The organism is [Ruminococcus] torques ATCC 27756, assembly GCF_000153925.1.
GTDB lineage: Bacteria > Bacillota > Clostridia > Lachnospirales > Lachnospiraceae > Mediterraneibacter > Mediterraneibacter torques.
Genome location: NZ_DS264376.1, coordinates 97,925 through 113,538, shown reverse-complemented (window position 1 = coordinate 113,538; position 15,614 = coordinate 97,925). Strand labels below are relative to the sequence as shown.

Annotated in this window: 9 protein-coding genes; 3 read left to right on the top strand and 6 right to left on the bottom strand. The window is 41.8% G+C overall.

Features of this window, described 5'->3' with window-relative positions:
• Positions 1-259: 259 nt before the first annotated feature.
• Positions 260-1,285 (bottom strand): branched-chain amino acid aminotransferase, encoded by a 1,026-nt coding sequence (locus RUMTOR_RS11530; RefSeq protein WP_009243246.1) that lies wholly within the window; start codon positions 1,283-1,285, stop codon positions 260-262.
• Between the two features lie 80 nt (positions 1,286-1,365).
• Positions 1,366-2,793: a hypothetical protein gene (locus RUMTOR_RS11525; protein WP_004848111.1), complete on the bottom strand. Its 1,428-nt coding sequence runs from the start codon at positions 2,791-2,793 to the stop codon at positions 1,366-1,368.
• Positions 2,794-3,019: 226 nt separating this feature from the next.
• On the opposite strand from RUMTOR_RS11525, the gene RUMTOR_RS13950 reads away from it, so the two are divergent.
• On the top strand, positions 3,020-3,421 hold the full coding sequence (locus tag RUMTOR_RS13950) for a DUF2752 domain-containing protein (protein WP_004848110.1): 402 nt from the start codon (positions 3,020-3,022) through the stop codon (positions 3,419-3,421).
• A gap of 22 nt (positions 3,422-3,443) precedes the next feature.
• Complete coding sequence (locus RUMTOR_RS11515) at positions 3,444-4,913, top strand: DUF4234 domain-containing protein (RefSeq protein ID WP_004848109.1); 1,470 nt, start codon at positions 3,444-3,446, stop codon at positions 4,911-4,913.
• 198 nt (positions 4,914-5,111) lie between these two features.
• Here RUMTOR_RS11515 and RUMTOR_RS11510 read toward each other — a convergent pair whose 3' ends face one another.
• The 3 genes from RUMTOR_RS11510 to RUMTOR_RS11500 are packed head-to-tail and all read right to left on the bottom strand — an operon-like array spanning position 5,112 to position 8,238.
• Positions 5,112-6,071, bottom strand: coding sequence for a serine hydrolase (locus tag RUMTOR_RS11510; protein ID WP_004848108.1), 960 nt, complete (start codon positions 6,069-6,071; stop codon positions 5,112-5,114).
• Positions 6,072-6,110: 39 nt separating this feature from the next.
• Positions 6,111-6,989, bottom strand: coding sequence for an N-acetylmuramoyl-L-alanine amidase (locus RUMTOR_RS11505; protein WP_004848106.1), 879 nt, complete (start codon positions 6,987-6,989; stop codon positions 6,111-6,113).
• Positions 6,990-7,008: 19 nt separating this feature from the next.
• Complete coding sequence (locus RUMTOR_RS11500) at positions 7,009-8,238, bottom strand: YARHG domain-containing protein (RefSeq protein WP_004848105.1); 1,230 nt, start codon at positions 8,236-8,238, stop codon at positions 7,009-7,011.
• A 194-nt stretch (positions 8,239-8,432) separates the two neighbouring features.
• On the opposite strand from RUMTOR_RS11500, the gene RUMTOR_RS11495 reads away from it, so the two are divergent.
• Entirely contained in the window at positions 8,433-9,215 is a 783-nt protein-coding gene (locus RUMTOR_RS11495; RefSeq protein WP_004848102.1) for an EFR1 family ferrodoxin, read from the top strand.
• 208 nt (positions 9,216-9,423) lie between these two features.
• On the opposite strand, the gene RUMTOR_RS11490 is transcribed toward RUMTOR_RS11495, so the two are convergent.
• Positions 9,424-15,492, bottom strand: a complete 6,069-nt coding sequence (locus RUMTOR_RS11490) for a beta-N-acetylglucosaminidase domain-containing protein (protein WP_044998279.1) — start codon at positions 15,490-15,492, stop codon at positions 9,424-9,426.
• Positions 15,493-15,614: the final 122 nt, after the last annotated feature.

Here is a 15,614-nt window from a genome sequence, read left to right as displayed (position 1 = left end):
AGCTGCTGCCCTAAAAACAAGCGAATCACCGGAAGTGCCAAAAGGCATCTTCTGGAATTATAAGCAGTTACCAAGTTCTCGGACGAGCCCGGAGGGTTTTGTTCTGTAGGAAATCGAAATTTCCTATAGCATAAAAACAGCCCGCTTCAGGGATTCCCGGTCGCGGAACTGTTTTTATATTTCAATCATTACTTATATTACTTTTCTTTATACTGTCTTCTATACTATTTTCAAATTGCTTTTTATACTGCACTTTCTGTCATTCGATTACTTTCAGCCATCCTTCCGGTGCCTCGATATGTCCCATCTGGATTCCTGTCAACGTCTCATACAATTTCTGTGTGATTGGTCCCATTTTCTCCATTCCGCTTGGGAAACAGATTTCGTTACCATGATCTACCACTTTTCCGACAGGCGAAATTACTGCTGCCGTTCCGCACAGACCACACTCTGCAAAATCTTTTACTTCATCAAAATAAACGTCTCTTTCTTCCACTTCAAGACCAAGATAATGTTCTGCTACATACATAATAGATCTTCTTGTAATAGACGGAAGAATCGTATCTGAATGAGGTGTTACAATTTTATTATCTTTTGTTACGAAAATAAAGTTTGCGCCTCCCGTTTCTTCCACTTTTGTTCTCGTTGCCGAATCAAGATACATGTTTTCATCAAATCCGTTTGCATGAGCCGTAACAATCGCATGAAGACTCATTGCATAATTAAGCCCCGCCTTAATATGCCCCGTTCCGTGAGGAGCTGCCCGGTCAAAATCAGATACACAGATCGTAATCGGTTTTGCACCACCTTTAAAATACGGACCTACAGGTGTTGTAAACACTCTGAACTGATATTCATCTGCAGGCTTTACTCCGATTACAGGATTAATCCCAAACATATATGGTCTGATATATAATGAAGCGCCTGAACCATAAGGCGGAACATAAGCGGCATTTGCCTGAACCGTCTGCACGATTGCATCAACAAATCGGTCTTCCGGAAAGACCGGCATTTCCAAACGTTTTGCCGAATCCACCATGCGCGCCGCATTCAGATCCGGGCGAAAGGTAACGATACGTCCATCTTCTGTCGTATACGCTTTCATTCCCTCAAATACAGTCTGTGCATATTGAAGCACTCCGGCACATTCATTCATTACAATGTTAGCATCCTCTGTAAGCGTTCCCTCATCCCATTTTCCGTCTTTATAATTTGCAACATATCTCTTATCTGTCTGTACATATTCAAATCCTATATTTGCCCAGTCAAGATTTTTCTTTTCCATAATAAAGCGCCTCCATTCCTCCATTTTAGAAAACAATCACTTCTTTCTTTAAGACATTATAATACCGCCGTTTTTAAAAATCAAGAGTGCACTCTGTTTTTTTCTTGTACAATCTTCTCATACCATTTCTCTGCCGCGCCCTTTTCTTTACTATTAATAAATATGATTTCATCTGAAGTATTTATCTGCAAAATCGGTGTACACTCTACATAAATATACATTCTGCATTTTCCAGTCTTCTTTCCTCTGAATTTCCCGATTTTCTTTTGACCATCATCAGATCCATTTACTCGTTTGTATTCATCATTCGGAAGCTTTGGTAAAAGTTCTGCGCTTTGCACTTCATCAATATCAATTTCCATATCGGAATAGCCGGATGTAATCTCGATTTTATCAGATCCGACAGAAACTTTTATCGGAGTAAAATCAATCCGAAACATCAGCACACACACCCACAGAAGACATACTATCGTAATGACTATCCCTGCCGCAAACGAAATTTTCCCTGCCGGACGCGCCATATTCGTCGTATAGTTAAAAGAACACGCCCAATCCTGCACGATCAGCCGTTTATCATTCGGATTACTGTACCATCCGTTTTTCCAATAAATATCATCATCAACATAATGCAAAGTTTCATTATTCTGCAGAATCCGGTTTCTTTTTTTCTTTATATAAAATACTCCGCTCATAAAAATGAAAATCGGAACACTTTCAAGTATAATGTATACAATATATACTTCTGATCCGATCCACATCTTCTCATCCATAAAATATGTTACCCAAAGATACGCTCCGGTATTAAAAAGACTTCCGGCTATCAGTGACCATGACCAAACATTTTTCTGCAACCGGTTCACCGCCAGATTCATCTTAACATCTTCACTGTACACCGTATTGCGCGTTCGCAATATAACCGCATGTACAGCAGCAAACACAAGATTAACTGCAAATCCGCACAAAAATAAGATCCATCCATCTTCCGACTCTTTTAAATATAGTCTCACTTGCGGTAATAAACATGGCAGGACGATCAATCCGCAAAACAAAATATGCCACAACGGAGACATTCCCATTTTCTCCGATTGTGCAGACACTGTTGCATCAACTGCCGAATCCGCAGTCATAATCTTGCTTCCATTACTCCCGATCCAACCGTTTTTCATCTTCAGATCATACAGTTTTCTGTGCGTTCTATATAATAGAAGAATCGCTCCGATGCACACCTCCACAAGCCATATACTCCACACGATCATAAAGACCGAAATATACCAGAAGCAAAATCCGCATACCGCAATTCCTGCCAGCAAGTTCAAAGTATAAAACCATTTTGTCCATGTACGGTATTTTTTCATAAGCATTTTTACTTCTTCGCTTTCAGCCGCCGAACCCGGCAAATGCACTCCCATAAGCATCCCTTCCTCATACTTACGTTTCGTTCCGTAAACACCGTAAAAAATACCGATTGTACCTACATTCACGATCAAAAAAATAACAAACATCATCATCTGTCATCCCTCCGTTCCTGCAAAGTTCCGATCATACAAACCGGCAAGATCTTCCCTTTTTTTGATACGATCTCATACTTTATTTTGTATTATCTACAATAATACAAAATATGAGGAAAATCAACTTCTTCCAAAGCCATATCCTGATTGTGCGTCCACAATTATGTACACAGATTGACAATATTTTTCACCTATTGTAAACTAGAAAAATAAGGGAGAAACCAATATGAAAAAACGGCAGAATATAAGCGCACTTTTTACAATCGCAGTGTTTTATCTTATTTTAGAATCGGTATTTGGAATTACCTGTCCGATTCTTTTCCTGACCGGAATTTCCTGTGCCGGCTGCGGAATGTCGAGAGCATGGTTTTGTGTACTCCGTATGGACTTCACCGGAGCTTTCCGATACCATCCGCTTTTTTGGATATTACCGATAGGAATTATGCTGTTTCTCTTTTGGGATAAGATACCAAAAAAGATACAGAAGATCTTACTTATAACTGCCTGTGTACTATTTGGGGCAGTATACATCTTACGAATGTTGGATACGGCCGATTCCATCGTTGTCTTTCAGCCGGAAAAGGGAGCGATTTTTTCATTGATTTCTCAACTCTTTACAAAAAAATAAAGGAAACGAGGAGGGCTTTTATATGCAATGCAAGACATGCGGAAGAGAAATCTCAGACACCGCAAAGTTTTGTCCGTATTGCGGCAGCAAAACTGAGCCGCCGCATAATTCTGCTGAAAACAAAACAGCAGAAACAGCTTATGAAACCACTGCGAACACAAACGCCGAAACAGCTTACGGTACAGAAACAAACAAAAACTCAGAAACAGCTTACGGTACAGAAGCAAACAAAAACGCAGAAACAGCTTACGGTACAAAAACAAGCAAAACACCAGAAACAGACAGAGAAACTTTTAAAAACAATACAGAAGACCGCTTTCAAACAGCATCAGCAGGCGACTTAGATGAGACGAAGAAATTTTTACAGATCGGCTTTTTCATTTTAGCAGCACTCTGCTTCGTTATGGCTTTCCGCAATCTACTCTCAGGCATTCAGAATTTTTCTTACAGCCTCATCATGCAAGGTCTGGGAAATCTTCTTAACATGGTATGTTATGCAGGAATAGCGGCAGTATTGGTAATGATCGCACTTTCAAAAGAAAAACAGAGGATCAAAACATTTTTCGTAATCTTAAGCGGATTAGCGGCAATCATAGCGCTGTGCGGAATCATTGAATTTATTACATCTATGTTCCGAAGCTTCAGATATTATTTTTCTTTTGATACATTTTTCTGGATCTTATCTTCTTTATTATTAACGTTAACCATTATGGCGGCGGTTGTCGGCATCACTTATACACTCCTGCATCTCTCAGGATCGACACCGGATTTATCAAATATCACAGGAGTCATCGGCGGATCTGCCCGCAGCAGTCAGACATCCGAAACAGCACAGGGCAATACAAATAAAAAAACCAACTATCAAAACGCCGGAACAGATCATATGAATCAAAACAGCAAGACAAACTGCGAATCACAAGCCGGCAGTACAAACTATGAGGGGCAGAACATGGGTACAAACTACAACAATCAAGGAACAAACTACAATAACCAGGGACCAAACTACAACAACCAGGGTACAAACTATAATAACCAGGGACCAAATTACAACTATCAAAGTTCCGGTCCGAACTATTCAGGATCGGGTGTTACGCCACTGAAAACCGACCGCGGACTGCTCGGTTATATCGTTCTTTCGATTCTTACATGCGGAATTTACAGTTATTACTTTATATACACAGTTGCCCGCGATGTTAATACTGCTTGTGCCGGAGACGGAAAATCAACAGGCGGATTAGTACAGTTCATCCTGCTTTCCATCCTCACTTGCGGAATTTACAGTTGGTGGTGGCAGTATTCTCTCGGAAACCGCCTTGCAGCAAACGCACCTCGTTACGGTCTGTCATTTACAGAAAACGGTACTACTATTTTATTATGGCTTTTCTTTGGCTCTTTCCTCTGTTTCATCGGACCGTTTATTGCAATGAATATCATTATTAAAAATACAAACAGCATCTGTATGGCATACAATCGTTACAACGGATTAATTTAATCATTTAACATTATAATAAAAGGTTCTGCCCGAACGATCTGCATCCTGAAACTTCAGATACAAGTCAAACATAAAATTCGGTCAGAACCTTTTTTATTTCTCCTATAATCTTTTCACAATCTCTTTACAATCTCTTTTTACCATTTCCTAATATATATCCGAAAATAATATCCCGCAGTCAAAATCAAAATATTCCTGTCACGGACACATATACTCATAAATCTGCGCCGAAATCTCTCGGATAACAGATCTTGCGGCAGAAGTATCAGATAAACCGCTCATCATCACACAAACTGTATATGCTCCGTTTTCCCCAAATATAATTGCCGCGTCATTTTCCACATCGGAAAGTTCCCCCGTCTTATTTGCAGTCTCAATATTTTCCGGCACTCCTGCCGGGATCTTCCCCGTACGTTCCTGCTGCCGCATCAGATCAAGAAGTTTTTCTGATCCAACCAGCACATTTCCGTTCATTTCCCGCAGAAACTTTCCGCAGTCGTTGACAGAAGTATAATTATCATCCATATCATTCGGTGCAAGAAGCAGCCTTCCCATATGAGTATCTGCAAAACCGTGCAACCGACAAAACTCATTCACAACTTCCATTCCCGCCGAAGCATCCCCAAAACCAAGCTTACGAACAAGCTCATTTGCCGCGTCATTGTCGCTTACCGTAATCATCAAACGCAAAAGTTCTTCTGTTTCTCCTGCGTAAACCTCCTGTTCTTTCACAAAATCCATCTGTTCGTATACACATCCCGCAATATAAAGCTTGATCAAACTTGCCGCTGGCATCTGACTGCTGTTGATCGATGCCCTCGCTCCGTCAGAAAGATTTTCTGCATATACAGAAACCGAAGCTCCGGTACTTTCAAGCGGCGCCGCCGTCAACTGTATCCGATCAATTAAGTCATTTAAAATAGGAAACGCGGCTTCCTCTTCTAGTTCCGGATCGGATGATCCGACTTCTTCTGTATCTTCAATATCATCTTTTTTAATCACAATCTCTTCCTTGTTTTCTTTTTTGTTTTCTTTTTTGTTCTCTTCCTTTTCTTTTACAGTTTCTTCCTTGCCGCAGGCAGTGAACATAAAAACCGCCGTCACAAAAACAAACAAGAGCGCGCATAAGAAACTGTATCTGAAAACTTTTCGCCTCATACTTATTTTTACTCCGTCACATAAAAATATCTAAAGAACTCAAAACCCGTAATATGCATTGATCCCATCTACAATCCCATCGACCATCAACTCTCGATAGGTGGCATCCGACATGTTTGTATCATCTTGTTGATTCGTCATAAATCCCATTTCTAATATCACAACCGGTATCTGACTCCAGTTGATCCCTGTCATCGTATCATTACACCGAATCCCGAGATTCTGCATTCCACTCGCACTGCAATAACAATTTAAAATCATTTCCGCCAAACGATAACTCTCTTCGTAAACTCCGCCTACATAAGGATTTTCAGCAGAACCGATCAGAGCCATCGCACCGTTTACCGATGGATCTTCACTTCCATTTGCATGAATTCTCAAAGAAAACTCCGCCCCTGCATCATTTGCAAGACAGGCTCGTTCCGCATTGCTTATAGCTGTTTCGTTATTTTCCCGCGTCAGGATTACATCATACCCTTGTTCCGTCAGACGATCTCGAAGCATCAATGCGATTTCAAGATTAAGTTCATATTCCGGTATCCCGGTGAATCTGCCGACAGTACCGCCGGCAGATTTTTGTTTAAAATCACCTGACCCAGGAGCATTTGGCTCTTGCCCGCTCATATCTATATCCGGGCTTTGATGCCCGGGATCTATCGCGATCAAAATATCTTTTTTTACCGGTTTTTGTATGTCAGTTTGTCCTGAATGTTCCTCTGCGCTCACAGACGCCTCCGTTTGTTCCGATGTTTGTTCCGATGTTTGTTCCGATTCTTCTGATGACCGATCAGTAGTTTTGGGATTCTCAGCCGAAGCTTTCTTTCCTTCTGAAGGATCGGAAACATTTTCCCTGCCGCACGCCGAAACATCGAAAACAAGAAGACAGATAAATACAAAAAATGTAACCCCTTTTTTCATAATTATGCTCCTTTAACAATTACTCTGCATCCAACTGATATCCTTTCGGATCCATACCAAACTCGACCTGAGCCAGAAAATCTGCATTTTTCCGTTCAATTTCAGAAAGCATCGAATTGTTAAATTCTTCCGGACTGACCGTACCGTGATACCATTTCTTACTATTAAAATAATTCTGCAGTTCAGCCGATTGGAAAAGCCGGCCATGCCTCGCATAGATTTCATTTTTGGCATAATTAATCTCGCGGATATCCAAGCCTTCAATATCGCTTTCAGTTAAAAGATAAGAAGCGCTCTGCGGAAGAATATAATCTTTATTTAAAACTTCATCCTCCTCTTTTGATTTTTCAAAATCTTCTATCAGGTTTTCCCCATATTCATCCCAAATTACAAACGGTGTTATATAAAGCTTATCGTTGTCAAAATAAAATTGTCCTTCTATCTCTATCGTCTGATTAGATTTAATGCTGTCGAGCATTCCTTCCGGAAGAACAGATTGATCGATATATACGTTTCTCGCATCTTCCAGCAAAACTTTTTCACCGTAAAAATCTTCTCCGTAAAAAGTATATTCTTCTTCCAAGCGCAGAACATAATCGCCATTTTCTGTCTTTTTAATAAAGCCTTCAAAGAATAACTCATCTTCATCAAGCAGGTTATAATCTACATCATTCAAAATCTCATTTTCCGACGGTTCTGTAATATCCGTGTTGACGGAATCAGAAGACGGTTTCGGATCTTCTTTTTTCAAAACGAAAAACAACACAGCAATCACTATAGCAACTAAAACAATTCCTCCGATGACCACACCGATTATAATCGGCGCTTTGCTCTTTTTCTTCCCATAAGACTCATCCAAAGACTGCCGCATATCCGGCACATTTCCTTGATTGCCCATGTCACCCCGACCGTCTCTTTGTGATCCGAACTCTTCAAACTCTTCTTCATCCCGCACCTTTAACAACTCTTCAGAGTCTTCCGGAGACGATATATACGGCATTTCCTCAGTATCCTCAAACCGCGTACCACTCTGCTGCTCTGACCGTGCATAAGGCGTACCACATTCAGGGCAAAACAAAGTTCCCTCTTCCATCACAGTACCGCATACCGGACAAACTTTCGGCTTTGATTCCTGTGTTGAATCAAAACTTGACTCTGCATGAAACGATAGCTCTTCCTGACGCTGTCCACATTCCGGACAAAATGCAGAATCATCAGGAATTTTTCTTCCGCAATATTGACATCTCATAATCGTATTCCTCCTTATAAATAACTGCTGCTATATTTATAGTATATTTTTCCATCCTTCCGGTCAAACAAAATTTACGAATGGCGGGGACTGAACTATTGCTTTTGTTCGATATTCTATATTTATTTCTTCGTGCATTTTTATCCGTATTATGATATCATTGTAATATTACTTACAAAGGAGTCTGTTGATTTATGAAAATGAACGAATTAAAACTTATTTATTTCAGCCCTACAGGAACGACCCATAAAGTCGTTATGGAAACGGCAAGAAGTATCGATTTAAAATCAGTCTCTTTTGACCTTACGATCAAAAAAGATCTGAAACCTGTCGCAAAATTTGCGCCAAACGATTTTGCCCTGTTTGCGATCCCCGTATACTACGGTCGTGTTCCGGCGCTCTTTCTCAAATATCTTGATCTCTTTTCCGGAAACGGAACACCTGCCGCTCTTGTCGCTACATACGGATGCCGCGAATACGAGGATGCACTTTTAGAATTAAAGACCGAAGTAGAAAAAAGAGGATTCAAAGTAATCGGAGCTGCCGCATTTCCGGCAGAACACTCTATCGTGAACTCTATCGGCGCAAGACGTCCGAACAAGGCGGATTTAAAAGAAGCTTCCGAATACGGAATTTCACTGAATCGGATCATTAAAAAAGAAGATTCTTTCGCTTCTTTCGATCTGAAAGTACCGGGAAATACTCCTTACAGAAAATACGGAAAAAACGTACTTTTTCCGAAAGCCGACGTTTCCCTTTGTACAGAATGCAGCGCCTGCGCAAAGATCTGTCCGGCAGGAGCAATCTCTCTTGATAATCCGAAAAAGACAGATCACGATAAATGTATCGGATGTATGAAATGTGTCCGCTTCTGCAAACAGAAAGCCAGATATGTCAGCGCTTTTAAGTTGAATATGGCAGCAAAGAAATTAACAAAGGTCTGTCAGAGTGATAAAAAGGCCGAGATATTTCTTTAAGCTACACCGTCATCTGTTATTCAAAACAGCGGTTCAAAAATATATAAACAGATATCGATCGGTCGTCAAGTTTCCGGGCTTTCCCGCCCTTTGGCTTACCGCCTTCGCAAAAGAATCGCCGAATCCGGCTTTACTGCCGGATCCGGCGATTCTTAACTCCAGGTCATCTTATATCTTTTAATATTATCATGTGAACCTGTTTTAAATCTTATTCATCTTTTTCAAAAAATCCCAGAAAAGTTTTACGTTTCATAAATGCCGCTATCATCAAGAGTGACAGGAATAATCCGGCTAATGCTGAAACATTCACTGTATCTCCAGTTGCAACTGCTCCGTTTGAAACAGTTCCGTTTGAAGAACTTCCTGTTCCGTTGCTTCCCGGTTTCTGTACAAGACCTGCCTGTGCAGCTTCAAATGCAGATTTCGCATTTGCAAACATTTCTGCCGTTGTCTCCTTTGAATCCAGAGCCATCAGCGCATCATATGCATTTTTATATGCCGCATAGCTTTCTTCTGTATAACCTTCCGGTTTCTTCAATACGATAGAGTCTCTGTACTCATCCAAACCAACTGCACGTTTGTCCAGACCCTTGATCGCCGCACGGATTGCAGCCGCCGCATTGGCAACCTCTTCTTTTGTACCGTTTACTTTCAACGGCTCTGCATTTGTCACAGCATCTTTCAAAAGCTTATAAGAACTTACCGTATAAGTACCTGCTTTATGCTGAGCAGCTTCATTAAGAGCAGCCTTCAAATCTACGATACTTACAAGCGCCGCTTTCGCTTCTTTCATTGCAGTGATATTCGCCTGATCTAATGCCGGATCGTTCTGATCTTTATCTGCTTTTGCTTTGCTGATCGCATCCTGAAGTGCGCCGAAACTTACTTCAGTGTAATCTTTGCCGTTTATTTTTTCCATTTCTGCAATGACATCATCTACAGTTACTTCTGTTTTTTCTACCAGACCATTCACTGCATTTTCCAGATCGGAAACCGCTTTATCTACCTGATCTTTTGTTCCGTTTTCCAGATAAGCCTCTGCATTCTTCACTGCATCTTGAAGCTCTTTCCAACTGTCTTTCGTATAAAGATTCTCATCCAGTTTTCCAACTTCTGCAAGTTTTGCTTTCAATGCGGCTACATTGACAAGACCTTCTTCTGTCTGCGCAAAAGTATTTCGTGCAGTATAGACTTCTTTCGGGTTCTTCCGCTCTGTCTTATCTGCTTTCACAATCGCATCTAATGCTGATTTCGCGTCTGTATATGCTTTGTAAGAAACAGTTGTATAGTCGTCTTTATTATATTTTACTGCGTTTTCTAACTCTGTTTCTGCCAGCTCTCTCTGGATCGATGAATATACTAGTGCTTTTTCGGCTTTTTCAAGTTTTGCCGTCAGATCTTGCGCTTCTTTCTCCGAAACATTTTCTTTATCCTTTAACGCCTCTCTGATCTCATTCATCACCGACTCATATGCCGCATAAGTTCTCGCCGAATAGATCTCTACATAAACAGGAGCTTCCTCTGCTCCGACGTTTTCTTTGCCTGCTTTCATGTTGTTCAAAGCGTTTTCCAATGCAGTAACATCGCCTTTGACAACCGCGTTTTTGTGTGCGGCAAGAAGCGCTTTTTCTGCCAGATCTACAACTTCCTGAGTCACGTACTCATTTGCCGCGATCTCTTCTGCCGCTGCTTTTGCTTCTTCTGCCGCCCGTTTGCTGTCTGCAGTCCACTTATCGTCGATCGGCTTTTTGATTGCCTCATTCAGCGCATCTTTATTGACCGCTGCTTTTTCCTTTTCACTTGTCTTTATAATAGAAATCTCCGGAATGTCTTCTGCCCATGTCACGATAACTTCCAGAATCTGACTGTCTTTTCCAACCGCAAATTCATTGATCGTCTGATTCAGCTTTCCGATCGCAGCTGCTTCTTGTTTTGCTCCGTCTTTATAGAGAACTGCCTGTACATCTGCATTCGACGCCTTTCCGTTCTGTATGATACGGATCGTTCTCTGATCCGGCTCACTGATGCGATATGTAAACGAACCGTTTGCCGCAGATGGTTTGTATGTTGTCGCAAAGTTTCCGTCAAATACATTAGACGGGATCTTGCCCGCTTCTTCCGCTGTTTCTGATATGATGTCGCGGTTTGACTCTGTCGTCATATAAGCTCCGCCGTTGATCTGAAGCTCGTACAGCTCAACCCATCTCTCTGTATATGTTGTAAGCGGTACGATTCTTAAGTAACGTCCCGACACATTCAATCCGGTTGCCTCTGCATACATATTTCCCGGATTTGTAGTATCATGAAGCAGATAGTCTGCATCTTTCGCTGTCGCATTAGCCGACATCTGCACAGCCTCTGCGTTTCCGACTTCAAGGATCTTTGTCCACTGATCGTCTGTGGCATCTTTCCTGTCAGCTACTTCAAATTTTGCATGTCTTAAGAAGTCAAGACATGTCTCTTTTACATAGTATCTGAACGATTCAAAATTCACAGTCTGTCCGAGATCGAATACGATCTTTTTCCCTGCATCCTGTGTTCCTGTGATCTTGCCAAGCGTATTAAGCTTTCCGTCGAATACATTTCCGACTTGTCCGTTGCTTCGCATATCGTTTGCCGAATCTTTCTGAGCAAAATCACTTTCTACCGTTTTCTCTCCGATAAACGCATACGTCACTTTGAATTCTTGAACCGAAACATTTTGTGTCTCATTTCCCGCATTGTAAAGTCTTACATATCTTGCATCTTCCAATGCTCCTGCATTAACATCAGTCCAGATCACTCCGTTCATAGAGCTTTGCAGTTTCACATTCGCATTTTCTCCTGCGTTCACTGCAATGTTTTCGATCGCTTTGATGTTCTTTAAGTCAACACCGATATACTGATCTTTTTTCAGACTGATCGTTCCCGGCTGCAAAGAAGACATACCTGCTTCTGTCGTTCCGAGCATTCCGTGATCCTTTACATTTGTATAAATATTCTCTGTTGTTCCTGTCTGATCAACTTTCTGTTTTACAGTAAACTCAGAGAATTTTGCCCACGTAGGTTTCTTCTCCAGATTGCGGATACGGATGTAACGCGCCGTCACACCTTTCAGATCAATGTTCAGTACGTCTTTTCCTTCTGCCGCTCCAGTATACTCTGCATATCCTTCTGCCGGAGTCCATGTGCTGTTATCTACAGACGTCTCAACCGCATATTTTACAAGCTTGTCTCCGCCTGTATGTCCGACTACGATATGAGCGCTTTCCAATACAGCTTCTGTTCCGAGGTCATATCCTAAGAAATCATCTTTCAGAACAGAGTCACTTGTTGAATTTCCGTCTCCATCAGGATCGTACCATACGAATGTATTGTCATCTCCGTCATAAAGACTCGTTTCTTTCCCTTGCGCTACTTTCCAACGCTCCGTCTTGATCACTTTGTATGTGATCGGAGTCGTCATATTCTTCGGCGCGCGGATATCTAATTCACCGATGCGTACCCAGCCTGCCGTCTGCTCTTTATTCACAAGACGGATTCCTCTGATCTTGTCAGTTACGTTAATGTTTACTGTCTGATCTTTCGCGTTCGTAAACTCTCCTGCCTTTTTCCAACCGCTCTGTCCGTCTGTGCTATACTGTATTTCTACTTTTTTAAACACATCCGCAGAAGAAGTTTTGCCCTGTGTCATTCTTATGCTTCCGATCTGCTTCGCTTCCGGGAAGGTAATCTGGATATAAGCGTCTGCCGCGATCGTATCTTTTCCTTCACCGCTGTACGGTCCTTTAGCGATCCACATTTCTGTAGACAGATCTCCGTCAAACATTTTTGCCGCCGTATGATCATTTCCCTGTGTGGAAATACCGCTGAACGTCACATCTCCTGTGTAACGCTCTGTATCTTCGGAAACTTCTTCTTTTTTGTTGATCTGGATTTCGCGTACCTCAAGCCAGCAGTCATTTACATTTGCCGCTGTCGCAATGAGGCGGATTCCTTTTGCTTTCAGATCACTCGGAAGATTTGCTTCTTTTACATTGATGTCCTGAACTTTACCGAATTCTCCGGCAAAATTGTTTTCCATGCCTGTCAACGTCAGATCTTCCCATGTTCCTTCTTCTGTCATATACTGCAGTTTTGCATGTTCAAAATGATCTTTTCCGCCTCCGAGAAGGAAACGAATGCTGTCAATATCGATTACTTTGTTGTATTCTACACCGATATAATCATCTTTCGACAATGAATTCGGCGTTTTGTAAACTGCACTTGTAGACTCGTCGCCGTCAAAAATATTTTCTTTAGAACCTGTCGGCGCGTCTTTTCTGCTTGTAATGAATTTTGGGATCACTTTGTCGGGATTGACCGCTGTTTCCGCTTTTGCAGATACATACTCTGCCAATGTATTGATAAACGGAACAATGTGCTGTACGCCGACCTCGGCATATTCCTGATGATCCACATATAAAAAGTCATATGTTTTTGAACGGTCGAACGCCGTCTTTCCTGCTGTATTATAGCTGATCACAGAAGATACGTCTCCTGCCAGAGCGCTCTTTACGCCGTTTAAGTATGCGATCGCCGCTTCTGTCGTGTCATCCCAGCAGTTCAGCCAATATACGATCTGACCTTTGATCGCCTCGTTTCCGCCTGCACGATATGTCTTTGAAGCTTTTTGAAGCACTTCAAACTCTGCGATTACCGCATCTACTTCTTCCGCCGTGAGAGTCTCTGCTTCCAGTTTTTCTTTAAATGCATTTAACTTCTCTTTCAGTACAACAGATTCCTGCAAAGGTGTTACACGCGTATCCATCGCCTGATTGATCATATGCTTTGATAATTCACGCAGGGCGTCGCTCGCATCATTCATAATTGCCGAATTATGATCTACAAAGGAAAATGCATCATTCCATGACTTGTCTGCCTCTTCCTTTGTCTCCCAAATATTCCATGCATAATCTGCATTACCGAAAATAGCAACCTTGCTCGGTTCCGACTGCTGCATCGGGTTAAGCATGATTCCCTGGATTTTAGACGGCTCTACTCCCGGATGAAGGAACGTATCATAACCGCCCATGATCAAATGTTTCTTAGAGTTATCCGTACACGGCCAGTTGATCCACATAAACGGTCCGCGTCCAACGTTATTTGTAAACGTAGAAGTAAAGTTATTTGTTACTTCTCCCCATACTCTTCCGCCGGTCATAACGATCTGAACATTAGCCGGAGCCTTTTTCAACTCCTGAAGTTCTGCGCTGCTTCCGTTGCCCATATAGTCATACGGAACATAAGGGATCGTCATCTTCATATCAGGATACTGCTTTTTCACCTCTTCAAGCCATGCAGTCATATCGTTTAACAGACGTACTCCATTCGGTCCGCCCGGATTCCAAAAGTCGTCTGCAAGGATTGCGATCTGACGTACGCCCTGATCGATCACCTGTTTGAATTTTGCCTGAAGTTTCGCCAAATCAGCTTCATAATTATCATCAAAACGAAGATGATTGCCCTGCGGGAACGGATGAAGGGCATAAACAAATCGGCATTTTGATTCATTTCCCGCCTCTGCAAGCGGTCTGATCTTATTTGCCAGCTCTTCTTCCGTATAAAGCTGATCCCACTGTGTACGATGTTTCGGGTCGTCTTTCGGCGCATAGAAATACGCGTTTAATTTGTAATATCCACCCCATTTCATCAAGTTTACACGATCTTCTGTAGACCACGGATTTCCATAATAGCCTTCAATAAAACCACGGCTTACTACGTCCGCATAGTCCTCGATCTCAAAGTTTCTGATTGTCAGGCTGTCCATCTGTGCAAAAACATGATACAGCGTAGTCAATCCATAAAATGCAGAATCTGCATCTTTTCCAAGTACGGATATTACATTCTCATCACTTGCCAGAAAGTAAGAATCCGTCTTTCCAAACAAAGAGTCTTCCGGCTGATATTCTTCTGTAATATAATCTTCTGCCGTTCCGTCCTGTCCATGTACACCGACATATACATTGGTTGCGCCTTCTTTTGGCTGCTCTGCTTCGTTTACCTCGATTCCTTTGAGGTCTGCCGCCTCTTGCAGACGGTTCTTTGTCGCCTCATCGATTCCTTTGTCATAGATTACATTCAATTCTTTTCCGAGAATGTAATCTCCTTCCTGATACTCCACCTTATGTGGATTCGGATAAATGAGGTAGTCTTCTTGCGGTTCTTCCGCTGCCTGCGCCGGAACAAAATTGCCCGGTATCACAACGGCGACTGTAAGAACCCCTGCGAGCAGTCTTTTGATCACTCTTCCTGCCATAAACCTTTTCCTTCCTTTTCTCATAATATTATCAGGATACTACCATCTATCATTATATCATTTTTTACTCATTTACGATGTACTTTTTTTGTTTTTTTCATCTATTTTCATCATATTTACTT